The organism is Pseudomonas sp. FBCC-B1565, assembly GCF_059133265.1.
Map to the genome: position 1 here is coordinate 706,920 of NZ_CP101438.1, position 24,343 is coordinate 731,262.

Genomic DNA, 24,343 nt, shown 5'->3' on the forward strand with positions numbered 1-24,343 from the left:
AGCATGTCTCGCGTCGCTAAGAACCCCGTTAAGCTGCCAGCCGGTGTCGAAGTCAAATTCGCAGGCCAACAGCTTTCGGTGAAGGGTGCCAAGGGTACTCTTGAACTGAACATCCATTCGTCCGTTGAGATCGTTGAAGAAGCTGGTGAGCTGCGTTTCGCTGCTCGCAATGGCGATCAACAAACTCGCGCAATGGCCGGTACCACGCGTGCGTTGGTAAACAACATGGTCCAAGGCGTAAGCCAAGGCTTCGAGCGTAAGCTCCAGCTGGTCGGTGTTGGTTACAAAGCGCAAGCAAAAGGCACGGTTTTGAACCTGGCCCTTGGCTTCTCGCACCCTGTGGATTACGAACTGCCAGCGGGCATCACTGCTGAGACTCCTAGCCAGACCGATATCCTGATCAAGGGCATCGACAAGCAGCTGGTAGGTCAAGTGGCCGCTGAGATCCGCGACTTCCGTCCACCAGAGCCGTACAAAGGCAAAGGTGTGCGCTACGCGGACGAAGTCGTCCGTCGTAAAGAAGCCAAGAAGAAGTAGGGCATAGCAAATGACCGACAAAAAAGTTACTCGACTGCGTCGCGCTCGCAAAGCACGCCTGAAAATGCACGAACTCGAAGTCGTGCGTCTCTGCGTGTTCCGCTCGTCGCAGCACATCTACGCCCAGGTCATCTCGGCCGACGGCAACAAAGTCCTGGCAAGCGCCTCGACTTTGGATAAAGAACTGCGTGATGGTGCCACCGGCAACATCGACGCGGCCACAAAGGTTGGCCAGCTGGTCGCTACGCGTGCTAAGGCCGCTGGCGTCTCGCAAGTGGCTTTCGACCGCTCTGGCTTCAAGTACCACGGTCGCGTGAAAGCGCTGGCTGATGCTGCTCGTGAAGCTGGGCTGGAGTTCTAAGTTATGTCAAATAACGACCAAAAGCGCGACGAAGGCTACATTGAGAAGCTGGTTCAAGTTAACCGCGTAGCCAAAACCGTTAAAGGCGGCCGTATCTTCACTTTCACCGCGTTGACCGTGGTAGGTGATGGTAAAGGGCGTGTTGGCTTCGGCCGTGGCAAGTCACGTGAAGTGCCTGCTGCGATCCAGAAGGCAATGGAAGCTGCTCGTCGCAACATGATCCAAGTTGATCTGAACGGCACCACTCTGCAGTACGCAATGAAGTCCGCCCATGGCGCTTCGAAGGTGTACATGCAGCCTGCTTCTGAAGGTACCGGTATCATCGCTGGCGGCGCTATGCGTGCTGTCCTCGAAGTTGCTGGCGTTCAGAACGTTCTGGCCAAGTGCTACGGCTCGACTAACCCAGTAAACGTGGTTCACGCCACTTTCAAAGGTTTGAAAGCTATGCAATCTCCTGAGTCCATCGCTGCCAAGCGTGGCCTGACTGTCAAGGAGATCTTCTGATCATGGCTACCGTTAAAGTAACGCTGATCAAAAGCATGACCGGCCGCATCCCTAACCACAAACTGTGCGTTAAAGGTTTGGGTCTGCGTCGCATCGGTCACACTGTAGAAGTCCAGGATACTCCCGAGAATCGCGGGATGATCAACAAGGCTTACTACATGCTGCGTGTAGAGGGTTAATCGATGAAACTCAATGATCTGAGTCCAGCGCCGGGTTCCCGTCGCGAAAAGCATCGTCCGGGCCGTGGTATCGGTAGCGGTTTGGGTAAGACTGGTGGCCGTGGCCACAAAGGTCAAACCTCCCGCTCCGGTGGCACCATCGCTCCAGGCTTTGAAGGCGGTCAACAGCCGCTGCATCGTCGCCTGCCTAAGTTCGGTTTCGTTTCTCTGAAAGCCATGGATCGCGCAGAAGTGCGTCTGTCCGAGCTGGCTAAAGTGGAAGGCGACATCGTTACTGTGCAGACCCTGAAAGATGCCAACGTGATCAACGTCAACGTACAGCGCGTGAAAATCATGCTGTCCGGTGAAGTGACTCGCGCTGTCACTATCGGCAAGGGAATCGGCGCCACCAAAGGTGCGCGTTCGGCTATCGAAGCAGCTGGCGGCAAGTTCGAGGAATAAATGGCTAAGCAAGGTGCTCTCTCAGCGCTCGGCAAAGGCGGTATGTCTGAACTTTGGGCTCGTCTGCGTTTTCTGTTCCTGGCGATTATCGTCTACCGAATAGGCGCACACATCCCGGTTCCAGGTATCAACCCGGACCGACTCGCAGACCTGTTTCGACAGAATGAGGGGACCATTCTTAGCTTGTTCAACATGTTTTCCGGCGGCGCGCTGGAACGGATGAGCATCTTTGCACTGGGGATCATGCCGTACATCTCGGCATCGATCATCATGCAACTGATGACCGCCGTCAGTCCGCAGCTGGAGCAGTTGAAGAAGGAAGGTGAAGCTGGCCGTCGCAAGATTAGCCAGTACACCCGCTACGGCACTGTCATCCTCGCCTTGGTCCAAGCTATCGGCATGTCCGTTGGCCTGGCCGGGCAGGGTGTTGCGTTCACTGGTGACTTTGGCTTCCATTTCGTCGCGGTATCCACTTTTGTGGCTGGTGCGATGTTCATGATGTGGCTGGGTGAGCAGATTACTGAGCGTGGTGTTGGCAACGGTATCTCGATGTTGATTTTCGCAGGTATCGTCGCCGGTCTTCCGAGAGCGATTGGGCAGTCTTTCGAGTCTGCACGTCAGGGTGATATCAACATTTTTGCCTTGGTTGCCATCGGTTTGCTGGCAGTAGCGATTATCGGTTTTGTGGTGTTCATTGAGCGTGGCCAGCGTCGTATTGCTGTTCACTACGCCAAGCGTCAGCAGGGCCGTAAGGTTTTTGCTGCGCAGACCAGCCACTTGCCGCTGAAAGTGAATATGGCCGGTGTTATTCCGGCAATTTTCGCGAGCAGCATTTTGCTGTTTCCGGCTTCGTTGGGTACCTGGTTTGGTCAGTCTGAAAATATGGGCTGGCTGCAGGACCTCTCTCAGTCGATCGCTCCTGGTCAGCCGTTGAATATTCTGCTGTTTAGTGCAGGGATTATTTTCTTCTGCTTCTTCTATACGGCGTTGATGTTCAATCCGAAAGACGTAGCGGAAAACCTGAAGAAGTCCGGTGCCTTTATTCCGGGCATCCGTCCAGGTGAGCAGTCTGCACGCTACATTGATGGCGTTCTGACTCGTTTGACCCTGTTCGGTGCTCTATATATGACGGCCGTGTGCTTGTTGCCCCAGTTCCTGGTGGTTGCAGCAAACGTTCCGTTCTACCTTGGCGGGACCTCGTTGCTGATCGTGGTCGTGGTTGTGATGGACTTCATGTCCCAAGTACAATCGCACCTCGTTTCGCACCAGTACGAATCCCTGATGAAGAAAGCCAACCTGAAGGGCTACGGCAGCGGCATGTTGCGCTGAGTACCCCATAAGGTTCGAGGAGTTGGTGATGAAAGTTCGTGCATCGGTGAAAAAGCTGTGCCGTAACTGCAAGATTATTCGCCGCGAAGGTGTTGTTCGAGTAATTTGCAGCGCGGAACCGCGTCACAAACAGCGCCAAGGCTGAGTGTGATCCGCTTGAAGCCCGGCAGCTAGTGCGCTGCCGGGTTGATTATTTGTTATTACAGCGATATTATCTCGCGCCCTATTTCTTGGCTTCCGGGGCGTAGGTAGCTGTCAATTGGAGTCCCACTGAATGGCCCGTATTGCAGGCGTTAACATTCCAGATAACAAGCACACTGTTATCTCGCTGACCTACATCTATGGTGTTGGTCGCACTACTGCGCAGAAAATTTGCGCAGTTGCTGGGGTAAACCCAGCCGCTAAGATCAAGGATCTGAGCGACGAGCAGATTGAATTGCTGCGTGGCGAAGTGGCGAAGTTCACCACTGAAGGTGACCTGCGTCGCGAAATCAACATGAAAATCAAGCGTTTGATGGACCTCGGTTGCTATCGCGGTCTGCGTCATCGTCGTGGTCTTCCAGTGCGCGGTCAGCGTACCAAGACTAACGCGCGTACCCGTAAAGGTCCGCGTAAGCCGATCCGCAAGTAATCGCCCCAGCGAATCGACAGGAAAATTATCATGGCAAAACCTGCTGCTCGTCCTCGTAAAAAAGTTAAAAAGACAGTGGTTGATGGCATCGCCCACATCCATGCTTCTTTTAACAACACCATCGTGACCATCACCGACCGTCAAGGTAACGCGCTTTCTTGGGCTACCTCCGGTGGTTCGGGTTTCCGCGGTTCCCGCAAGTCCACCCCGTTTGCTGCTCAAGTAGCTGCTGAACGTGCTGGTCAAGCTGCGCTGGAATACGGCCTGAAAAACCTCGACGTTAACGTCAAAGGTCCAGGTCCAGGTCGTGAGTCTGCTGTCCGTGCTTTGAACGGCTGTGGCTATAAGATCGCCAGCATCACCGACGTGACGCCAATCCCGCACAACGGGTGCCGTCCGCCGAAGAAGCGCCGCGTGTAATCCAGGAGATTGTAAAGAATGGCTCGTTACATTGGTCCAAAATGCAAACTCGCTCGTCGCGAAGGCACCGATCTCTTCCTGAAGAGCGGCGTGCGCGCGATCGAATCGAAGTGCAACATTGAAGCAGCACCTGGTATCCACGGCCAACGCCGCGGTCGCCAGTCCGATTACGGCACCCAACTGCGTGAAAAGCAGAAGGTCCGTCGTATCTACGGCGTTCTCGAGCGTCAGTTCAGCGGCTACTACAAAGAAGCTGCTGGCAAGAAAGGTGCAACCGGTGAAAACCTGCTGCAACTGCTCGAATGCCGTCTGGACAACGTTGTATACCGTATGGGCTTTGGTTCGACTCGTGCCGAATCCCGTCAGCTGGTATCGCACAAGTCGATCAGCGTTAACGGTCAGACCGTAAACGTTCCGTCCTACCAGGTTCGTGCTGGTGACGTGGTCGCAGTTCGCGAGAAAGCAAAAAACCAACTTCGCATTGTCCAAGCTCTCGATCTGTGTGCCCAACGTGGCCGCGTAGAATGGGTAGAAGTAGACACTGAGAAGAAGTCGGGCGTTTTCAAGAACGTTCCTGCTCGCAGTGATCTGTCCGCCGACATCAACGAAAGCCTGATTGTCGAGCTCTACTCCAAGTAAGGGCTAGAAAATAGGTGCATCCATGCAGATTTCGGTAAATGAGTTCCTGACACCCCGCCACATTGATGTGCAGGTTGTCAGTCCAACCCGCGCCAAAATTACTCTCGAGCCTCTCGAGCGTGGTTTTGGCCACACCCTGGGCAACGCGCTGCGCCGCATCCTGTTGTCCTCAATGCCCGGCTGTGCAGTAGTCGAGGCCGAGATTGACGGTGTGCTCCACGAGTACAGCGCCATCGAAGGTGTACAGGAAGACGTAATTGAAATCCTGTTGAACCTTAAAGGTCTGGCTATCAAGCTGCACGGCCGTGACGAAGTTACGCTGACCTTGTCGAAGAAGGGTTCGGGGGTGGTTACCGCTGCCGATATTCAGCTGGATCATGATGTCGAGATCGTTAACCCCGATCACGTAATCGCTAACCTGGCGTCTAACGGCGCCCTGAACATGAAGCTCACCGTAGCTCGTGGTCGTGGTTATGAACCGGCCGACTCGCGTCAGAGCGATGAAGACGAAAGCCGCAGCATTGGTCGCTTGCAGCTTGACTCTTCGTTCAGCCCGGTTCGCCGCATCGCATACGTGGTGGAAAACGCCCGTGTCGAGCAGCGTACTAACCTGGACAAGCTGGTTATTGATCTGGAAACCAACGGTACTCTGGATCCTGAAGAGGCTATCCGCCGCGCTGCAACCATCCTGCAACAGCAGTTGGCTGCGTTCGTCGACCTCAAAGGTGACAGCGAACCAGTGGTAATCGAGCAGGAAGACGAGATCGATCCGATCCTGCTTCGCCCGGTTGACGATCTGGAACTGACTGTACGTTCGGCTAACTGCCTTAAGGCGGAAAACATTTACTACATCGGCGACCTGATTCAGCGTACCGAAGTAGAACTGTTGAAGACTCCGAACCTGGGCAAGAAATCCTTGACTGAAATCAAGGACGTTCTGGCCTCCCGCGGTCTGTCCCTCGGCATGCGCCTCGACAACTGGCCGCCTGCAAGTCTTAAGAAGGACGACAAGGCGACTGCCTGATCGTCGTAATCACCGAACGTGAGTTTGGTAAGGAATGAACCATGCGTCATCGTAAAAGTGGTCGTCACCTGAGCCGTACCAGCTCGCACCGCAAGGCCATGTTCCAAAACATGGCGGTGTCGCTGTTCGAGCACGAGCTGATCAAAACTACACTGCCGAAAGCTAAAGAACTGCGTCGCGTTGCTGAGCCGCTGATTACTTTGGCCAAGACAGACAGCCTGGCTAACCGCCGTCTGGCTTTCGACCGTACTCGTTCGAAAGCTATCGTTGGTAAGCTCTTCAACGATCTGGGCAAGCGTTACGCTACCCGTGAGGGTGGCTACCTGCGCATCCTCAAGTGCGGTTTCCGCGCTGGCGACAACGCGCCTATGGCGTACGTCGAGTTGGTTGATCGTGCTACTGCTGGCGAAGCTGTAAGCGCCGAGTAAGACGACAAGCTGTAACGAAGAACCGGGCCTAGTGCCCGGTTTTTTGTGCGCGTAAGAAAAGCGCGATTTGTACAATTTTCTGTCGGTTGTGCTTGGCACTATGAGTCGCGGGGAGTTTGGTAGTTATTTTCTATCGAAGCCTACAATTTAATGAATTTGTAGACGTCATATTGATGATCAATACTCCCTCCAAGCCGATTAGCCGGCAGTTCCAAGTCTGACCTGAGGGAAATTGAACATGAGCCAGAATAAAATCCTTACTACCGCCAGCGGCGCTCCCGTTGCGGACAACCAGAATTCCCGTTCTGCCGGCCCGCGCGGTCCGTTGCTCCTCGACGATTTTTACCTGATCGAGAAGCTCGCTCACTTCAACCGTGAAAACATCCCGGAGCGCCGCGTACACGCCAAGGGCTCGGGTGCCTACGGCACCTTCACGGTTACCCAAGACATTACTCAATACACCAGCGCCAAACTGTTCGAGTCCGTCGGTAAGCAAACGCCTACCTTCTTGCGATTCTCCACAGTGGGTGGCGAACGCGGTTCGGCGGATACCGAGCGCGACCCACGCGGCTTCGCCCTGAAGTTCTATACCGAAGAAGGCAACTGGGACATCGTTGGCAACAACACCCCGGTATTCTTCATTCGCGACCCATTGAAGTTCCCTGACTTCATCCACACCCAGAAGCGTCTGCCGCAAAGCAACCTGAAGAGCGCGCAAATGATGTGGGACTTCTGGTCTCACTCGCCAGAGGCGCTGCACCAGGTCACCATCCTGTTCTCGGACCGTGGCATCCCTGATGGCTACCGCCACATGCACGGCTTTGGCAGCCACACCTATAGCCTGATAAACGCCAAGGGCGAGCGTCACTGGGTCAAGTGGCACTACAAGACCAAACAGGGCATCAAGAATCTGGCACCCGCCGAAGCTGCTCGCCTGGCCGGTACTGATCCGGACTATGCCCAGCGCGATCTGTTTGGTGCGATCGAGCGCGGTGATTTCCCGAAATGGCGCGTGTGCATCCAGATCATGACCGAGGCCCAGGCCAACGCTCATTACGAGAATCCTTTCGATGTGACCAAAACCTGGTCGCAGAAGGAATTCCCTTTGATTGAAGTCGGCGAACTGGAGTTGAACCGCAACCCGCAGAACTACTTTGCTGAAGTGGAACAAGCCGCATTCGGCCCGAGCAACATGGTTCCAGGCGTAGGCCTGTCGCCAGACCGCATGCTGCAAGGTCGTGTCTTTGCCTACGCAGATGCCCACCGCTACCGTGTCGGCACCAATCACCAGCACTTGCCGGTGAACGCCCCACGTAGCCCGGTGAACAGCTACCAGCGTGATGGTTCGATGGCGTTCGGCAGCAACGGCGGTGCTGCACCTAACTACGAGCCGAACAGCTACGCCGATGCGCCGAAACAGGCTCCTCAGTACGCTGAGCCTGCCTTGGCCTTGAGCGGTGCGGCTGATCGCTACGATCACCGTGAAGACACCGATTACTACAGCCATGCCGGTGCACTGTTCCGCTTGATGAGCGATGAGCAGAAAGACTTGCTCACCAACAACATTGCCGGCGCAATGGGGGGTGTTTCCACTGACGTGGTTCAGCGCCAACTGCAGCATTTCTACAAGGCCGATCCGGCTTATGGAGAAGCAATCGCAAAGGCGCTGGGTGTATCGCTTAACTGACTCTAAACGATAAGCAGAACCGCCCTCATTTGGGCGGTTTTTGCGTTAATTCCGCCACTTTTCTCGGAAAATCTTCACTTTTCTGCCGTTGGTCCCGTGACCTTCGAGTCATCATGGTTCAAACTACAGACTTTCAAGCAGGGAGATGTAGGGCGATGCAAGGTCACCCCGACGTAATCGATTACCTCAACACGTTGCTGACGGGCGAACTGGCGGCTCGTGACCAATATTTCATCCACTCGCGTATGTACGAAGACTGGGGCTTTACTGAGCTCTACGAGCGTATCAACCACGAAATGGAAGAAGAGGCACAGCACGCCGACGCACTGATGCGCCGTATCCTCATGCTCGAAGGCACGCCACGTATGCGTCCGGATGACCTGGATGTGGGCACCACGGTCCCTGACATGCTCGCTGCCGACCTGCGTCTCGAGTACAAGGTCCGTGCTGCGCTTTGCAAAGGCATCGAGCTCTGTGAGCAGCACAGCGACTTTGTCACGCGGGAAATCCTGCGCGTGCAGTTGAATGACACCGAAGAAGATCACACCTACTGGTTGGAAAAGCAGCTGGGCCTGATCAAGCTGATCGGCCTGGAGAATTACCTGCAATCGCAGTTCTGATTCCCGGATACGAAAAAGCCCCTGTCACCGTAAAGTGACAGGGGCTTTTTATTGAGCCTGAAAAAGTCAGGCCCGGTCGCGCTCCAGCAACGGCTTCAAGTAGTAACCAGTGTGCGACTGCGGCATTTCGGAGACCTGCTCCGGCGTGCCCACAGCGATAATCTGACCGCCCTTGGAACCACCTTCCGGCCCGAGGTCTACCAGCCAATCGGCAGTCTTGATCACGTCAAGGTTGTGCTCGATCACTACCACGGTGTTGCCGTGGTCGCGCAGGCGGTGCAGCACGTCCAACAATTGCTGGATATCCGCGAAGTGCAGGCCGGTGGTCGGCTCATCAAGGATATACAGGGTCTTGCCGGTATCGCGCTTTGACAGCTCGCGGGACAGTTTCACCCGTTGCGCTTCACCACCGGACAGCGTGGTCGCCGACTGCCCCAGCTTGATATACGACAGGCCCACATCCATCAGGGTCTGCAGCTTGCGCGCGAGTGCCGGAACGGCGTCGAAGAACTCCCGCGCTTCCTCGATGGTCATCTCGAGGGTTTCGTGGATGCTCTTGCCCTTGTATTTGATCTCCAGCGTTTCGCGGTTATAGCGCTTGCTCTTACACACATCGCACGGCACGTAGATGTCCGGGAGGAAGTGCATCTCCACCTTGATCAAGCCATCGCCCTGGCACGCTTCACAGCGGCCGCCCTTGACGTTGAACGAGAACCGACCCGGTCCGTAGCCCCGTGAGCGTGATTCCGGTACGCCCGCAAACAGCTCACGAATCGGTGTGAACAGTCCGGTGTAGGTCGCCGGGTTGGAGCGTGGGGTACGGCCAATCGGGCTTTGGTCGATATCGACCACCTTATCTAGGTGCTCCAGGCCCTTGATGCTGTCATGGGCCGCTGCTTCCAGGGTGGTCGCGCCATTCAGGGCAGTGGCACTCAACGGGAACAGCGTGTTGTTGATCAGCGTCGACTTGCCGGAGCCGGAAACACCGGTCACGCAGGTCAGCAGCCCCAGCGGGATTTCCAGGTCTACATTGCGCAGGTTGTTGCCGCGTGCGCCCTTGAGGTGCAGCGCCAGCTTCTTGTTACGTGGAGTGCGCTTTGCCGGTACTTCGATCTTCACCCGGCCGGACAGGTACTTACCGGTCAGCGAGTCCGGGTGCGCCATGACTTCTGCAGGCGTGCCCTCGGCGACAATATGTCCGCCATGCACGCCCGCGCCCGGGCCGATATCAACCACGTAATCCGCCAGGCGAATCGCGTCTTCATCGTGCTCGACCACGATCACCGTGTTGCCGATATCCCGCAGGTGTTTCAACGTACCCAGCAGGCGATCGTTGTCCCGCTGGTGCAAACCAATGGACGGCTCATCAAGAATGTACAACACCCCCACGAGACCGGCGCCAATCTGGCTGGCCAGGCGAATCCGTTGGGCTTCACCGCCAGACAAGGTATCGGCGCTGCGATCCAGCGACAGGTAGTCCAGGCCAACGTTGACCAGGAACTGCAGCCGCTCGCGGATTTCCTTGAGGATCTTGTCGGCGATCTCCCCACGGCGACCGGTCAGCTTGAGCACGCCAAAGTATTCGCAGGCATCACCGATCGGCAGGTTGGTCACCGCTGGCAATGTCTTCTCGCCGACCCACACATGCCGTGCCTCACGACGCAGGCGAGTGCCGCGGCAATCCGGGCAAGGCTGGGTGCTGAGGAATTTCGCCAACTCTTCGCGCACGCTGGCCGATTCGGTCTCGCGGTAGCGACGCTCAAGGTTCGGCACGATGCCTTCGAACGGGTGGGAGCGTTTGACGATATCGCCACGGTCGTTCAGGTACTTGAAGTCGACGTTCTGCGAACCGCTGCCGTGAAGGATGACTTTCTGCTGGTCCGCCGGCAGTTGATTGAAAGGCACTTCGAGGCTGAATTTATAGTGCGACGCCAGCGACCCCAGCATTTGGAAGTAATAGACGTTGCGCCTGTCCCAGCCGCGTATGGCGCCCTCCGCCAGCGTCAGGTCACCGTTGACCAGGCGCTTGATATCGAAGAACTGCTTAACGCCCAGGCCATCGCAGGTCGGGCAGGCGCCGGCCGGGTTGTTGAAGGAAAACAGCTTGGGTTCCAACTCGCTGATGGCATGGCCGCAGATCGGGCAGGCAAAGCGGGCGGAGAAGATGATCTCTTCGCCCGGTTCGTCGTCCATCGGTGCTACCAGCGCAATACCGTCGGCCAGTTTCAATGCGGTTTCGAAGGATTCCGCCAGGCGCTGCTGCAGGTCGGCGCGCACCTTGAAGCGGTCGACCACGACATCGATCGAGTGCTTCTTCTGCTTGTCGAGCTTCGGCGCTTCGTCCAGCTCATACAGCTTGCCGTTGATCCGTGCCCGCACAAAACCTTGCGCCCGCAGCTCTTCGAAGACGGAAAGGTGTTCGCCCTTGCGCTCACGAATCACCGGTGCCAGCAGCATCAGCTTGGCGCCTTCCGGCTGGGCCAGCACCAGGTCGACCATCTGGCTGACGGTCTGGGCTTCCAGGGGTATGTCGTGGTCAGGGCAACGCGGAATACCCACGCGTGCATACAGCAGGCGCAGGTAGTCGTAGATTTCGGTGATGGTGCCCACGGTGGAACGCGGGTTATGGGAGGTCGACTTCTGCTCGATGGAGATCGCCGGCGACAAGCCTTCAATGGTGTCGACATCGGGCTTTTCCATCATCGACAGGAACTGCCGGGCGTAGGCCGACAGCGATTCCACATAGCGGCGCTGGCCTTCGGCATACAGCGTGTCGAACGCCAGCGACGATTTGCCGGACCCGGACAAGCCGGTGATGACGATCAGTTTGTCCCGGGGCAGGGTCAGGTCGATGTTCTTCAGGTTGTGGGTTCTAGCCCCACGAATCAGGATCTTGTCCAAGATGGCCTCGCACGGCGGGCATAAATAATGCCGGAGTATACGGCTAAAGACTGGATGAATATACACTGTCAAAAGGCCGTGTGCAGCCTTAGATGAAAGCTGCGCGGCAAAGCGCCGCATATACCCTCTCAATCGATGGGACTGGTAGAATCGCCGCCGGTTCACACGAGGTTTTTCCATGCACGATCCCCACAGCGAACGCATGAGTAGCGGCGAGACCCGAGCGGCAAGCGGTCTGGCCCTGGTGTTCGCCTTCCGTATGCTGGGCATGTTTATGGTGTTGCCGGTACTGGCGACCTATGGCATGGATCTCGCTGGCGCGACCCCCGCATTGATCGGCCTGGCCATTGGTGCCTACGGCCTGACCCAGGCGATTTTTCAGATACCGTTCGGGATCATTTCCGACCGCATTGGTCGCCGCCCGGTGATCTACCTGGGGCTGATCGTGTTTGCCCTCGGCAGCGTGCTCGCGGCTCAAGCCGATTCCATCTGGGGTGTGATCGCCGGGCGCATCCTCCAAGGCGCCGGCGCGATTTCCGCTGCGGTCATGGCGTTGCTGTCGGACCTGACCCGCGAACAACACCGCACCAAGGCCATGGCCATGATCGGCATGACCATCGGCCTGTCGTTTGCCGTGGCCATGGTGGTCGGCCCCTTGCTGACCCGCGCGTTCGGGCTGCACGGGCTGTTTCTCGCCACCGGCGGCATGGCACTGTTCGGCATCGTGATCGTGGCCTTTATGGTGCCGCGCTCCACCGGCACGTTGCAGCACCGTGAGTCCGGCGTTGCGCGCAAAGCCCTGTTGCCGACGCTCAAGCACCCGGACCTGCTCCGCCTGGATTTAGGTATCTTTGTGTTGCACGCCATGCTGATGTGCAGCTTTGTCGCCTTGCCCCTGGCGCTGGTGTCAAAAGCCGGCCTGCCCAAGGAGCAGCACTGGTGGGTCTACCTCACAGCGTTGCTGATTTCGTTCTTCGCCATGATCCCGTTCATCATCTATGGCGAGAAGAAACGCAAAATGAAACGAGTTTTGCTCGGCGCCGTCGCGACGCTGATGCTCACTGAGCTATTCTTCTGGCAGTTCGGCGACAGCCTGCGAGCGCTGGTAATCGGCACGGTGGTGTTCTTCACCGCGTTCAACCTGCTGGAGGCATCGCTGCCTTCGCTGATCAGTAAAGTTTCACCGGCCGGCGGCAAAGGGACGGCGATGGGGGTGTATTCCACCAGTCAGTTCCTGGGTTCCGCACTGGGCGGCATCATGGGTGGCTGGATGTTCCAGCACGGCGGTTTGTCGGTTGTGTTCCTTGGATGCGCAGGTCTGGCTGCCCTCTGGCTAGCCTTTGCTGTTACCATGCGCGAACCTCCCTATGTGACGAGTCTGCGTTTGCCGTTATCGCCCGAAGCGATCCGCGAAGCCGGTCTGGTCGAGCGCCTTAAGGCCGTTACTGGGGTTACCGATGCCGTGGTTGTTGCTGAAGAAGCCGCCATCTACATCAAATTGGACACCGAATTATTGGATCGCGCGACGCTCGAGCAACTGGTCAACCCAGTGCCGACAGCGCGCCCAGCCTAGGAGAACGTTATGGCCCGTGGGGTTAACAAAGTCATATTGGTCGGTACGTGCGGCCAGGATCCCGAAGTTCGCTACTTGCCTAACGGTAACGCCGTGACCAACCTGAGTCTGGCGACCAGCGAACAGTGGACCGACAAGCAGACCGGCCAGAAGGTCGAGAAAACCGAATGGCACCGTGTGTCGATGTTCGGCAAGGTCGCAGAGATCGCCGGCGAGTACCTGCGCAAAGGTTCGCAGGTCTATATCGAAGGCAAGCTGCAGACCCGCGAGTGGGAAAAAGACGGCATCAAGCGTTACACCACTGAAATCGTGGTCGACATGCAAGGCACCATGCAACTGCTGGGCGGCCGTCCACAGGGCGACCAACAGGGCCAGGGCGGCATGTCCAACTCGGCACCGCGTCCACAGCAGTCGCGTCCGCAGCCAAGCCAGCAGCCGCAGCGTGAGTCGCGTCCAGCACCACAACAAGCCGCGCCGCAGCCGGCTCCGGATTTCGACAGCTTTGATGACGATATCCCGTTCTGAGGTTTAAAACCCGGAACACACAGAACCCCCGCTGGCTCAGGCCTCGGGGGTTTTTTATTACCCGTGGTCAGCTTCAGTCGACGCGGCGGTGACAACCATCTCCTTGAACCGCTGCAACACCGCCGAACTGTCATCGATCCGCGTCGCCAGATGCAACGGCGCCACCAGGCTGCGGCACTCCGTCAACGCCCGATAAACGATGCCATCCCCGCGCAAGCGCTGCATCGACGCCGGGACAATGGACACCCCAAGCCCCGCCGCCACCAGGCTCAGGGTCGCGGTCATGCGCGGGGCTTCCTGGACCACCTGCGGGCTGAACCCAGCTTCTCGGCATGCCACCAGAATCGCGTCATACAAGCCCAACCCCACGCGCCGGCGATACAGCACGAAAGACTCCGTCGCCAATGCCGCCAAGGGCAGGGGCGATCCTGAATCGATTGCCAAGGGATGCTCCGTCGGTAGCGCCAGCAACATGGGTTCTACCAGGATCGGTTCGTCCTGCAACGATTGCGTCCCGCTGAGGGGCGAGCGGATAAACGCGGCGTCGAGCTTCTCGTGTATTAACGCGTCCAGCAGTTCGCCGGTCCCGGCTTCCTCCAGCACCACTGTCACGCCGACAAAGGTTTCGCGAAACCGCCGTAAAACGCTCGGCACAAAGGGATGCAGCGCCGCCGAGCTGGTGAAGCCGATTGCCAGGCGCCCCCGTTCACCGCGTGCGGCACGGCGCACCACCTCTGCAACCCTATCTGCCTGGGCGAGAATCTGCCGCGCTTCGTCCAGTAACGCGAGCCCGGCCGTAGTGGGGCGTACGCCACGGGGCAAGCGCTCCATCAAGACCACGCCTAACTCGGCTTCAAGGCTTTGCAGCATCCGCGTCAACGGTGGTTGCTGCATGCCCAGGCGTTCGGCGGCACGGGTGATGTAGCCTTCTTCGGCGATGGCAACGAAGGCCTTGAGTTGGCGAAGTTCCAGCATCGGGATACTTTTCAGGTATGGGAGTGCGTCAATCCTGGCATTTGTTCTCATGGCTCACAAGATTTAGGCTTGCAGCCACCCTCAAAAAGAAGGAAAGCCGTGATGACCTGGTCAGCCAAGCAGTACACGATGTTCGAACAGCAGCGCACCCGTCCTGTCCGTGATCTGGTCGCGGCCATTGCGAATACCGAGGTACGCAATGCCGTTGACCTTGGATGTGGACCCGGCAACTCCACTGAAGTGCTGGCCGAGCGCTTTCCTCAAGCCCATGTCACCGGCATGGACAGCTCCGATGACATGCTGGCCGACGCCCGCAAGCGGCTACCGGCGCTTAACTTCGAACTGGCGGATATCGGTGCCTGGAAGCCTGCGCAAGCCTTCGATGTGATCCTGGCCAACGCGTCCCTGCAATGGTTGCCGGACCACGCCGCGCTGTACCCGCACCTGGTCCGCCAACTGACCCCTGGCGGTACGCTGGCGGTACAAACCCCGGACAATCTGGATGAGCCCGCCCACCGGCTGGCCCGCGAAGTCGCCGCCGATGGCCCCTGGTCTGCAAAAATCGGCGCGGTCAAACACAATGAGCGCCACGCCGCGAGTTACTACTACGAGCTGCTGAGTCAGCACTGCAGTACCGTCGATGTGTGGCGCACCACCTATCTGCACCCGCTGGCGGATCACGCGGCAGTGGTGGAGTGGTTCAAAGCCTCGGCGCTGCGACCCTTTCTCGCACTGTTGACTGGCGATGAAAAAGCCGCGTTCCTACAGGAATACCAGGCGCGGATCACCCAGGCTTATCCAGCCCTGGCCGATGGCACCGTGCTGCTGCCGTTTCCGCGCCTGTTCATCATCGCGACCCGCTGACGCCGCAGCGACAAGTGGCGGTCATGCCGCCGCCGCTTGCGCCTTCAAGTATTCATCCGCCGATACCACGCCCGCATACCCAAACGCCAGCGACGCCATATAAGCCCCATGCACCTGCGCCGCCGGAATCACCTGCCCATTGAACTCCAGGTCCCGAGTCGCACAGGCGTCATGAATCACCGTAACCGTGTAGCCCAGGTCCGCCGCCGCCCGCACCACCGCGTCGATGCACATATGGCTCATGCTGCCGACCACCACCAGGTCCGTGATGCTGCGCTGTTCCAGCAGGGCACGCAGGTTGGTTTCGCGAAACGCATTCACGAAATGCTTGAGCACCACCGGCTCATTGCCCTGGTTCAGCACTTTGCCATGCAGGTGCGCGCCCTCGGAGCCCGGCGTGAAGAACGGCGCGTCATCGGAGGTGAACTCATGACGTACATGAATCACCGCATCACCCGTCTTGCGAAACGCCTGCAGCACCTGTGCAGCCTTGTCCGCCGCGGCGTCCACGCCGTCAAGTGGCCACTTGCCCTGGGAGAAGTAGTCGTTCTGGATATCGATTAGGATGAGCGCTTGCTTGGCCATGTGTGTTGCCTCGTGATGGGTTGATGGGCCCAGTATCTTAGCTGGCGTCCGCACTTAGGATTGGCTGCACCGACAATAACAGGGGGAAAACTGACAATGGTCGTGGTTGAGCTGGGTGTGTTGATCTACCAGGGGGCGCAACTGGCCGCCGTGCACGGCTTGACTGACCTGTTCGGCGTGGCCAATCGCATCGCCGCCGAGCATCAATCCGCGCAGTTGCCATTGCTACGGGTCAGCCATTGGCAGGTGGATAGCGCCGGTACACCGGTGCGCGTCTTCAGCAGTCATCCCGGTCCCGAGCAACCGATGATGGCGGTGCTGGTGCCGCCGTCGATCGGCGAGTTTACAGAAGAGCAGGCACCCCCTGCGCTGCTGGAGTGGATTCGCCAACAACATGCGGCAGGCACGGTGCTGGGCGGTGTGTGCATTGGCTCGATCATGCTGGCGCGCAGTGGACTGCTCGATGGGCGCAGCGCTACCACCCATTGGTCTTCCGCCAAGTCTTTCGCCACCCGCTACCCGGCGGTGCGCCTGGAGGCCGACAAGCCTATCGTCGATGACGGCGACCTGATCACCACCGCCGGCTTGATGGCCTGGTCCGAACTTGGCCTGCGCCTGGTCGACCGCCTTATGGGCCCGAGCATCGCGGCGGACACGGCGCGGTTCCTGGTGATCGAGCACAGTGACAGTGCCAGCCAATGTGGCAGTAACTTCGCGCCGATTCTTGGCCACGGTGATGCGGCCATTCTCAAGGTTCAGCACTGGTTGCAGGCCAGCGGGGCGGTGGATGTCTCTCTTGCGGCGATGGCTCAGGAAGCAGGTTTGGAAGAGCGCACTTTCCTGCGGCGCTTTCGCAACGCCACGGGCTTGAAACCCACCGAATACTGCCAGCACCTGCGCGTGGGCAAGGCGCGGCAGATGCTGGAGTTCACCAACGGCACTATCGACCATATCGCCTGGACAGTGGGCTATCAGGACCCCGGTGCCTTTCGTGCGACGTTCAAGAAGATCACCGGCCTGGCGCCCAGCGATTACCGCAGCCGCTTTGGAGTTTGAGTCACCGCCCGCAGTGAATCAGGCGGGCGTGTTCTTCACCCGCAACGCCTTGGCCTTCGCCTCCACGCCGAGGTACATCACCAGCGCGATCAGCAGCGGCACAATGAAATAAATGGCGCGGTACGCAATCAAGCCGGCAAGCAAACTGCCCCGCGACGCTTCATGCTGCAACAGCGCAATAAACACCGCCTCGAGCACGCCCAGCCCGGCTGGAATATGGGTGAGTACTCCGGCAATCGCACTGATCAGCAACACCCCCAATACCAGTGGATAGTCGAGCTTGGCCGGCAACAGCGTGTAGATCACCGCCGCCATCAGCGACCAGTTCAACGCGCCCAACAGCAACTGCAGACACGCCATGCGCACCGACGGCAGGTTGATTTCCATGCCGCGAATGGTCCACGCCCGCTTTTTCGAAAACTGACAGGCCACCAGGTAACCCAGGCTGGCCAGCACCAACAATGCGCCGATGCCTTGTAATGCCGTGGTGCTGACTTTCCACCCCGGTGGCATCGTGACCAGGCCGCTGCTGAACACGACCCCGGCGATCGCCATATAGCCAAACCAATTGGTGGCCAGGCTCAGGCCAAGAATCTTGGCGATATTGCTGGTGCTCACGCCCAACCGCGAATACAGCCGATAACGCATGGCGATGCCGCCGACCCACGCGCTCAGGTTGAGGTTGAACGCATAGCTGATGATGCCTACCGGCAAGATCTGCTTCCACACCAGGTTCTGGCGGATGTAGGTGCGGCCAATCAGGTCGAAGCTGGCGTACACCAGGAAACTGCACAGCGTCAGTGCGCTTGCGATCAGCAGCGTGCGTACCTTGAAGTCGCCCAGGGTCTGCACCACCTCGCTCCAATCGATGCGGCGAGCGAGCAGGGTGAACAGCACGATCAGCAGCAGGAAGAAGGCAATCGTCAGCGGTTTTTTCCACCGTGCAAACCTGGATTCAGTGCTCATTGGCCTGGCTCCCGATGGGTTTCAAGCGTGGCTTGTGGGCAGGCAGCCAGCCGGTCAAGGCGGGGAAGTGACGCAGCACATGAAACACCAGGAAGCCCACGGTCAATCGCCAGAGCCACAGGCGTGGCTTGCGGTTTTCCGGCATGGTCTGGCAATGGTTTTTGGCGAGTGTTTCCAGGCGCTCGTACAGCTGTTGATTGAACCCTCGGTCGCGAATCAACACGTTGGCTTCCAGGTTCAGCGACAGGCTCAACGGGTCCAGGTTACTTGAACCCACGGTGCTCCATTCGTCATCCACCAGCGCCACCTTGCCGTGCAGTGGCCGCTGGCAGTACTCATGAATCACCACGCCATCCTTGAGCAGATAGTCGTAGAGCATGCGCGCCGCCAGCTTGGCCAGCAGCACATCGGGCTGGCCCTGCATGATCAGTTGCACCTGCACGCCACGGCGCGCGGCGTTGCGAATCTCGCGTAGCAGGCGGTAGCCGGGGAAGAAGTAGGCGTTGGCGATCACCACACGCTGTTGCGCCTTGCTCAGTGCGTAGATGTACGCCTCTTCGATGTCATCGCGATGCTGCACGTTGTCGCGGTAGATCAAGCGCACCAGACCGTCACCGTTGTCGCTGGACCATAACGCAGGCCGCTGCTGGCGCCGCCGCCAACCGCGTCGCGTGCGCACCTGACGGCCACTTTGGGCCAGGGCGAAATGATGCAGGTCGGCCACCGCCGGGCCTGTCACCCGCACCGCATAATCCTGCTTGGCCTCGGGGCCGAAATCGCCCAGGTGGTCGGCGGAAAAGTTGATCCCGCCGATGAACGCGACTTCGGCATCTACCACCACAATCTTGCGGTGCAGGCGGCGAAACCAGTTGGTGCGAATGCCCAGCGTCTTGGAGGCCGGGTCAAACATCTGCACGATGACGCCAGCCTCGGCCAGCTCGCCAAGAAAGGGCTGGCTCAATTCGCCACAGCCGAATCCGTCCAGGCTAACCACCACCTTTACGCCGCGCTGCGCAGCCTCGATCAGAATGCCTTGCAGCTCGTGGCCCACCTTGTCTTCGAAAAGAATGAAGGTCTCCAGGAGGATCTCCCGCCGCGCCACGCGCATGGCCTCGAACACCTTGGGGAAGTACGCCTCGCCGTTCTCCAGCAACTCGATCTGGTTGCCGCTCTGCCAGCCGTAATCCAGGTCGCGGGCCTTGGCGTCGTCGGGCGGTTGGTCGGTGGCGATGTGTTCTACGGCGACGTTCATAGTTCGATCTCCACTGACAGCGGCACATGGTCCGACAGATGGGACCAGGGCCGTGTGGTCAGTACCCGGGCGTTATGCACCTTCAAATTGCGCACGTAGATCCGGTCCAGCGGCAGCAACGGCAGGCGTGCCGGGAAAGTTCGTGCGGGTTTGCCGTGGGTTTCGACGAAGACCTCTCTGAGGCCGCTGCGGCTCAGGTCGGCCTTTTGTCGCCAGTCGTTGAAATCACCGGCAACAATCAACGGCGCATCGGCCGGGATCTCGCTGATGCGCTGCTCGATCAAGCGCAATTGCTGTTGGCGATGCACCTCGCGCAAGCCCAGGTGAATACAGACGGCATGCACCTCCTGGCCGGTGCCCGGCAGGCGCAGTACGCAATGCAGCAGGCCACGGTTTTCATGGCCGCTCTGGGAGATGTCGAGGTTGTCGTAGCGCACGATCTGGAATTTCGACAGCAACGCGTTGCCATGGTCGCCGTGGGGGTAGACCGCATTGCGGCCGTAGGCGTATTGCGGCCAGATGCTGTCGGCCAGGAACTCGTACTGCGGCATGTTCGGCCAGTCGCTGAAGCGCTGCGGATGACGCTCGTGGGTGCCGTGGATTTCCTGCAGGAACACCATGTCGGCACCCACACTGCGCACCGCTTCACGCAGCTCGGGCAGGATGAAGCGTCGATTCAAGGCGGTGAAGCCCTTGTGGATATTGACCGTCAACACCGTGAAGCGAGTGATGGCGACGCTGGGGGTGATGGGCACCCAGTCGGGGATCGCAGCCATGATTGCTCCTGTGAAAAAAGTGGGGGCCTGGCCCCCGTGTATGGCTGACTGCGATTTTTGGCTGAAAGTTTCCGGCTTCCTACAGACGGCAGAGGGGAACGTTCAAGACGCAAACCCGTCAGTTCCTTACAGACCCTTTTGAAGGAGCCCGGTGTTTTGCTGAATCCCAAGATTGCATTACTGCTCGGCGTGCTGCTGTTTTGCGGCAGTGGCGCGCTACACGCTGCGGCCACTGCGCCGGAACCCGAGGCGCCGGCCAAGCCGGAGTTGCTGGTGGAAGGTGGCCTTCTGGGGGCGATCAGCTCCAGCATTGATGATGTGCAGCAGAAGCTGGACCTCAACCAGAACTTCATTGACGAATGGCGCCTGCGCGCCGACCGGGCCGCGAACGAAGTCGGCCGCCTGGTCAACCAGACCGCTGAGCGCTCGCCGTGGAGCGTCGCCGGGGACTTTCTGTTGCTGTCCGGGGTGTGGGTCGGCGCCTTTACGCTGCTGACGTTACTGGGGCGTGTGATGGTGCGACGCCTGGGGCAACGCACGTTTTTCGAGCGGCGCAAACGTTTCCAGGCCGTTCTCGGCTATGTCGTGCCGTACACACTCCCGGCTTTGGTTTGCCTGCCCCTCACGTTGTACGTCAGCCATTTTCTACCGACCTCCGTGGGCCGCGCGCTGGCGCTGTGTTTTGCCTACGCCACCAGCAGCGGTATCTTTTCCACCTCAATGCTGTTGTGCGTGATCGTCATGTTCAACGTCGGCCACAAACGCCCGGCGGTGCAGATCATTCGCGACTACTGCCCCAAGCCGCTGTTCCTGATCGGCTTCCTCGCCGCCCTCAGCGACGCGCTCACCAGCCCGCAGATCGCACGCCAATTGGGCGGTAATATCACCAGCAGCATCGCGGTCTTCACCGGCCTGTTTGCGACGGTGATCTTCGGCGTGCTGGTGGTTCGCCTGCGCCGCCCGGTCGCCCACCTGATCCGCAATCGGCCATTGGCCCAGCGCCTCAAGCACCCGGCGCTGCAGCAATCACTGCGGATCTTCTCGGGGCTCTGGTACTGGCCGATCCTGCTGATGGTGCTGGTCTCGGCGATCAACCTGATCGGCGCTGGCGACGACAATCAGAAGGTGCTGCGCTGTGCGTTGTTCACCACGATCCTGCTGATCGGCACGGTATTCCTCAGTACGGTGCTGCAACACCTGTTCAAATCCCGCAGCCAGGTGGCAATCCAGCGCAGCAGCGCCTACAAAGAGCGCTTCCTCAGTCTGCTGCATGCGCTGTTGCGCATCGTCATGGCGGTGGCCTTTATCGAAGTGCTCGGGCGTATCTGGGGCGTGTCGTTGTTTGAATTCGCCGAGCGCAACTCGATTGGTCGCGCGATCAGCGACTCGCTCAGCAGCATCGGCCTGATCCTGTTGATGACATGGCTGTTCTGGGTGGTGCTCGACACGGCGATCCAGGAAGCGCTGAAGCCGCCGGTCAACAAACGCTCCAGCCGTCAGCCCAGCACGCGGGTGAAAACCATCCTGCCGCTGCTGCGCAATGCGGTGAAAATCATTTTGGTGGTGATCTGCGCGATCACCACCATGGCCAACCTCGGCATCAACGTCGCACCGTTGCTGGCGGGTGCCGGAGTAGTCGGCTTGGCGATCGGTTTCGGCTCCCAGCAACTGGTGCAGGATGTGATCACCGGCCTGTTCATCATCATCGAAGACACTCTGTCCATCGGCGATTGGGTGGTGCTCGACTCCGGTCATGCCGGCACCGTCGAAGGCCTGACCATCCGCACCCTGCGCCTGCGCGACGGCAAGGGCTTTGTGCACTCGGTGCCGTTCGGCCAGATCAAGGCGGTCACCAACCAGTCGCGGCAATTTGCCTATGCGTTCTTCTCGGTACAGTTCACCTACGACACGGACGTGGACAAGGCAGTGGAGCTGATCCGTGAAGCGGGGCAGTCGATCCGTGACGACGTATTCCTCAAGTACAACCTGCAAGGGCCGCTGGAGGTGTTTGGCGTGGACAAGATGGACCTCAACGGCGTGGTGCTGACGGCGCAGTTCCGCACGGTGTCGGGCGGGCAGTATGCGGTGAGCCGTGCGTTCAACCAGCGCCTGAAAAAGCTTGTGGATAACTGCGCCGAGGTGCACTTCGCGCAGACTTATCCACAGCAGGTCATGGTGCCAGCGCGCACGGCCCTTGAGCATGAGCCTGGGGAGGTTGACGCGAAGACAGTTAATCCGTGACGGTTGCGCTACAAACCCGCAAAATGCAACGATTCTGGCCAATACCAGAAAACCTTCGTTCCAAACAGACCGGGCCTGCTCAATCTATGCAAATGCGCCTTATGTTACTGGGCGGCGGGAATGCCCTCGGGCAGGCGCTGATTCGCCTCGGTGCAGAGGAAGACATCGGTTTCCTCGCACCCAAACCGCCCCAAGACGGCTGGGATGCCGCGAGCCTCACCCAATTGCTCGACGACACCCGTCCCGATGCGTTGATCAACCTCGCCTACTACTTCGACTGGTTCCAGGCCGAAGCGGTCAGCGAAACCCGCCTGGCTGCCCAGGAGTTCGCCATCGAACGCCTGGCCGAGCTGTGCCAGCACCACAACATCACCCTGTTGCAGCCGTCCAGTTACCGCGTGTTCGATGGCTCCCGCGCCACCGCCTACAGTGAAAAAGACGAGCCGGTGCCCCTGGGCCTGCGTGGCCAGGCGTTGTGGCGTATCGAACAGAGCGTGCGCGCCACCTGCCCGCAACATGTGCTGTTGCGCTTCGGCTGGCTGCTGGATGACAGCGTCGACGGCACCCTCGGGCGCTTCCTGGCCCGGGCCGAGAAGCCGGATGAGTTGCTGATGGCCGACGACCGACGCGGCAACCCGACACCGGTGGATGACGCAGCACGGGTGATCATTTCGGTGCTCAAGCAACTCGATTGCGCGGCGCCGCTGTGGGGCACGTACCACTATGCCGGCCATGAGGCGACCACGCCGTTGGCGCTGGGCCAGGCGATCCTCACCGAAGCGCGCAACTACCACCCGTTGGCGATCGAATCCCCGACCGCCCAGGCTCATGCGGCCCGGCCGGATGCGAGTGAAGAACCGCAACACGCGGTGCTCGCCTGCAAGAAAATCCTCCACACCTTCGGCATCAAGCCACGCGCGTGGCGGGCGGGGTTGCCGGCGTTGCTGGACCGTTACTACCGCCATGGCTGACCCAACACAAAACCCAATGTGGGCATGAGCTAAATGTGGGAGGGGGCTTGCCCCCGATAGCGGTGGTTCAGTCAACTAGGTGTTGGCTGACACACTGCAATCGGGGGCAAGCCCCCTCCCACATTGGTTTTTGTGTTGCTGGTCAGGTCGGCATCAGAATTTGTAACCGATACCCACCATGTAAACCATCGGGTCCACGTCCACGTTCACCTTGGCGCGAGTACCTTGGCCCAGGGCATTGTTGTCCACGGTGGCTTTGGTGCTGATGTCGATGTAGCGCGCCTGGGCGTTGATCATCCACTTGTCATTGATCATGTAGTCGGCGCCGATCTGCGCGGCCCAGCCCCAGGAGTTCTCAGCCTTGAAGTTGCTGAAGCCTGCGCCTTGGGCGCGGCTGCCGACGTGCTCGTCGTAGATCCAGGTGTAGTTGATACCGGCGCCCACGTACGGCTGGAAGGCCGACTTGTTATCCAGCGGGTAGTACACGACGCTCAGGGTCGGCGGCAGGTGTTTCAGGGTGCCGAGCTTGCCGTTGGCGGCGCCGAGGGCGGTGCCCTTGATCTTCACGTCATGCTCGAACGGCGTGGCGGCCAGCAGTTCGATACCCACGTGGTTGGTCAGCATGTAGGCGAAGTTCAGGCCCAACTGAGTGTCGCTGCTCATGGTCGCCTTGCCGCCGAGGTTGGCGCCGGCCAATGGGCCTTGGTCAACCTTGACGTGGCCGCTGTCGGCCTTCGGGTTCACGGTGATTGCACCGGCACGAACCAGAATGTCGCCCGCTTCGTGAGCGTGCGCAACAGGGGCAACGAGGGCGAGCGCGAAGAGGGACGCGCCGAGCAGAGACTTGTTCATGGGAGC

The 24,343-nt window shown here is 59.2% G+C and carries 27 protein-coding genes; 20 read left to right on the top strand and 7 right to left on the bottom strand.

What is annotated here, in order from left to right; genetic code table 11:
- Positions 1-3 precede the first annotated feature (3 nt).
- From rplF to bfr, 14 genes are all read left to right on the top strand, one after another.
- Positions 4-537, top strand: coding sequence for a 50S ribosomal protein L6 (rplF, locus tag NL123_RS03295; protein WP_003194640.1), 534 nt, complete (start codon positions 4-6; stop codon positions 535-537).
- 10 nt (positions 538-547) lie between these two features.
- A complete protein-coding gene (gene rplR, locus NL123_RS03300; RefSeq protein ID WP_003186037.1) occupies positions 548-898 on the top strand; it encodes a 50S ribosomal protein L18 in 351 nt (116 codons plus the stop codon).
- 3 nt (positions 899-901) lie between these two features.
- Positions 902-1,402 carry a 30S ribosomal protein S5 gene (gene rpsE / locus NL123_RS03305; RefSeq protein ID WP_003176409.1) on the top strand — a complete coding sequence of 167 codons (501 nt, stop codon included), beginning with the start codon at positions 902-904 and terminating at the stop codon, positions 1,400-1,402.
- A gap of 2 nt (positions 1,403-1,404) precedes the next feature.
- Positions 1,405-1,581: a 50S ribosomal protein L30 gene (rpmD, locus tag NL123_RS03310; RefSeq protein WP_003176408.1), complete on the top strand. Its 177-nt coding sequence runs from the start codon at positions 1,405-1,407 to the stop codon at positions 1,579-1,581.
- Positions 1,582-1,584: 3 nt separating this feature from the next.
- The gene (gene rplO / locus NL123_RS03315) at positions 1,585-2,022 is read left to right on the top strand and encodes a 50S ribosomal protein L15 (RefSeq protein ID WP_003176407.1); all 438 of its coding nucleotides are present in this window, start codon (positions 1,585-1,587) and stop codon (positions 2,020-2,022) included.
- Positions 2,023-3,351 carry a preprotein translocase subunit SecY gene (secY, locus tag NL123_RS03320; protein ID WP_003176406.1) on the top strand — a complete coding sequence of 443 codons (1,329 nt, stop codon included), beginning with the start codon at positions 2,023-2,025 and terminating at the stop codon, positions 3,349-3,351.
- Between the two features lie 28 nt (positions 3,352-3,379).
- Positions 3,380-3,496, top strand: a complete 117-nt coding sequence (rpmJ, locus tag NL123_RS03325; protein ID WP_002555468.1) for a 50S ribosomal protein L36 — start codon at positions 3,380-3,382, stop codon at positions 3,494-3,496.
- A gap of 129 nt (positions 3,497-3,625) precedes the next feature.
- Positions 3,626-3,982 carry a 30S ribosomal protein S13 gene (gene rpsM / locus NL123_RS03330; protein ID WP_024077676.1) on the top strand — a complete coding sequence of 119 codons (357 nt, stop codon included), beginning with the start codon at positions 3,626-3,628 and terminating at the stop codon, positions 3,980-3,982.
- 30 nt (positions 3,983-4,012) lie between these two features.
- The gene (rpsK, locus tag NL123_RS03335) at positions 4,013-4,402 is read left to right on the top strand and encodes a 30S ribosomal protein S11 (RefSeq protein ID WP_002555466.1); all 390 of its coding nucleotides are present in this window, start codon (positions 4,013-4,015) and stop codon (positions 4,400-4,402) included.
- Positions 4,403-4,420: 18 nt separating this feature from the next.
- On the top strand, positions 4,421-5,041 hold the full coding sequence (rpsD, locus tag NL123_RS03340) for a 30S ribosomal protein S4 (RefSeq protein ID WP_003176404.1): 621 nt from the start codon (positions 4,421-4,423) through the stop codon (positions 5,039-5,041).
- 22 nt (positions 5,042-5,063) lie between these two features.
- Positions 5,064-6,065: a DNA-directed RNA polymerase subunit alpha gene (locus NL123_RS03345; RefSeq protein WP_003176403.1), complete on the top strand. Its 1,002-nt coding sequence runs from the start codon at positions 5,064-5,066 to the stop codon at positions 6,063-6,065.
- Between the two features lie 41 nt (positions 6,066-6,106).
- A complete protein-coding gene (gene rplQ / locus NL123_RS03350; protein ID WP_003176402.1) occupies positions 6,107-6,493 on the top strand; it encodes a 50S ribosomal protein L17 in 387 nt (128 codons plus the stop codon).
- A gap of 238 nt (positions 6,494-6,731) precedes the next feature.
- A complete protein-coding gene (locus tag NL123_RS03355) occupies positions 6,732-8,180 on the top strand; it encodes a catalase (RefSeq protein ID WP_494357199.1) in 1,449 nt (482 codons plus the stop codon).
- Between the two features lie 155 nt (positions 8,181-8,335).
- A complete protein-coding gene (bfr, locus tag NL123_RS03360) occupies positions 8,336-8,800 on the top strand; it encodes a bacterioferritin (RefSeq protein ID WP_033900044.1) in 465 nt (154 codons plus the stop codon).
- A 66-nt stretch (positions 8,801-8,866) separates the two neighbouring features.
- On the opposite strand, the gene uvrA is transcribed toward bfr, so the two are convergent.
- Positions 8,867-11,701 carry an excinuclease ABC subunit UvrA gene (uvrA, locus tag NL123_RS03365; protein ID WP_248484930.1) on the bottom strand — a complete coding sequence of 945 codons (2,835 nt, stop codon included), beginning with the start codon at positions 11,699-11,701 and terminating at the stop codon, positions 8,867-8,869.
- A 178-nt stretch (positions 11,702-11,879) separates the two neighbouring features.
- Between uvrA and NL123_RS03370 the strand changes: the two genes are divergently transcribed.
- The gene (locus NL123_RS03370) at positions 11,880-13,274 is read left to right on the top strand and encodes an MFS transporter (RefSeq protein ID WP_248484929.1); all 1,395 of its coding nucleotides are present in this window, start codon (positions 11,880-11,882) and stop codon (positions 13,272-13,274) included.
- A gap of 9 nt (positions 13,275-13,283) precedes the next feature.
- Positions 13,284-13,799, top strand: coding sequence for a single-stranded DNA-binding protein (locus NL123_RS03375; RefSeq protein WP_003232445.1), 516 nt, complete (start codon positions 13,284-13,286; stop codon positions 13,797-13,799).
- Positions 13,800-13,856: 57 nt separating this feature from the next.
- Here NL123_RS03375 and NL123_RS03380 read toward each other — a convergent pair whose 3' ends face one another.
- A complete protein-coding gene (locus NL123_RS03380; protein WP_248484927.1) occupies positions 13,857-14,774 on the bottom strand; it encodes a LysR family transcriptional regulator in 918 nt (305 codons plus the stop codon).
- 102 nt (positions 14,775-14,876) lie between these two features.
- On the opposite strand from NL123_RS03380, the gene tam reads away from it, so the two are divergent.
- Positions 14,877-15,638, top strand: coding sequence for a trans-aconitate 2-methyltransferase (gene tam / locus NL123_RS03385; protein WP_494357200.1), 762 nt, complete (start codon positions 14,877-14,879; stop codon positions 15,636-15,638).
- Between the two features lie 21 nt (positions 15,639-15,659).
- Here the strand turns inward: tam and NL123_RS03390 are convergent, their stop codons facing one another.
- Entirely contained in the window at positions 15,660-16,223 is a 564-nt protein-coding gene (locus NL123_RS03390; RefSeq protein WP_494357201.1) for a cysteine hydrolase family protein, read from the bottom strand.
- A 96-nt stretch (positions 16,224-16,319) separates the two neighbouring features.
- Between NL123_RS03390 and NL123_RS03395 the strand changes: the two genes are divergently transcribed.
- Positions 16,320-17,279 carry a GlxA family transcriptional regulator gene (locus NL123_RS03395; protein ID WP_494357202.1) on the top strand — a complete coding sequence of 320 codons (960 nt, stop codon included), beginning with the start codon at positions 16,320-16,322 and terminating at the stop codon, positions 17,277-17,279.
- Positions 17,280-17,297: 18 nt separating this feature from the next.
- Here the strand turns inward: NL123_RS03395 and NL123_RS03400 are convergent, their stop codons facing one another.
- The 3 genes from NL123_RS03400 to NL123_RS03410 are packed head-to-tail and all read right to left on the bottom strand — an operon-like array spanning position 17,298 to position 20,273.
- Positions 17,298-18,245 carry a lysylphosphatidylglycerol synthase domain-containing protein gene (locus tag NL123_RS03400; protein ID WP_494357203.1) on the bottom strand — a complete coding sequence of 316 codons (948 nt, stop codon included), beginning with the start codon at positions 18,243-18,245 and terminating at the stop codon, positions 17,298-17,300.
- A complete protein-coding gene (gene clsB, locus NL123_RS03405) occupies positions 18,235-19,497 on the bottom strand; it encodes a cardiolipin synthase ClsB (protein ID WP_494357204.1) in 1,263 nt (420 codons plus the stop codon). Before clsB ends, NL123_RS03400 begins: the two co-directional genes overlap by 11 nt.
- Complete coding sequence (locus NL123_RS03410; protein ID WP_248484915.1) at positions 19,494-20,273, bottom strand: endonuclease/exonuclease/phosphatase family protein; 780 nt, start codon at positions 20,271-20,273, stop codon at positions 19,494-19,496. Before NL123_RS03410 ends, clsB begins: the two co-directional genes overlap by 4 nt.
- Before the next feature lie 156 nt (positions 20,274-20,429).
- Between NL123_RS03410 and NL123_RS03415 the strand changes: the two genes are divergently transcribed.
- Together NL123_RS03415 and NL123_RS03420 are read left to right on the top strand one after the other, a co-directional pair.
- A complete protein-coding gene (locus tag NL123_RS03415) occupies positions 20,430-22,514 on the top strand; it encodes a mechanosensitive ion channel family protein (protein ID WP_494357205.1) in 2,085 nt (694 codons plus the stop codon).
- An 86-nt stretch (positions 22,515-22,600) separates the two neighbouring features.
- Complete coding sequence (locus NL123_RS03420) at positions 22,601-23,485, top strand: sugar nucleotide-binding protein (protein ID WP_494357206.1); 885 nt, start codon at positions 22,601-22,603, stop codon at positions 23,483-23,485.
- Between the two features lie 153 nt (positions 23,486-23,638).
- Here NL123_RS03420 and NL123_RS03425 read toward each other — a convergent pair whose 3' ends face one another.
- Positions 23,639-24,337 carry an OmpW/AlkL family protein gene (locus tag NL123_RS03425; protein ID WP_179030049.1) on the bottom strand — a complete coding sequence of 233 codons (699 nt, stop codon included), beginning with the start codon at positions 24,335-24,337 and terminating at the stop codon, positions 23,639-23,641.
- Positions 24,338-24,343: the final 6 nt, after the last annotated feature.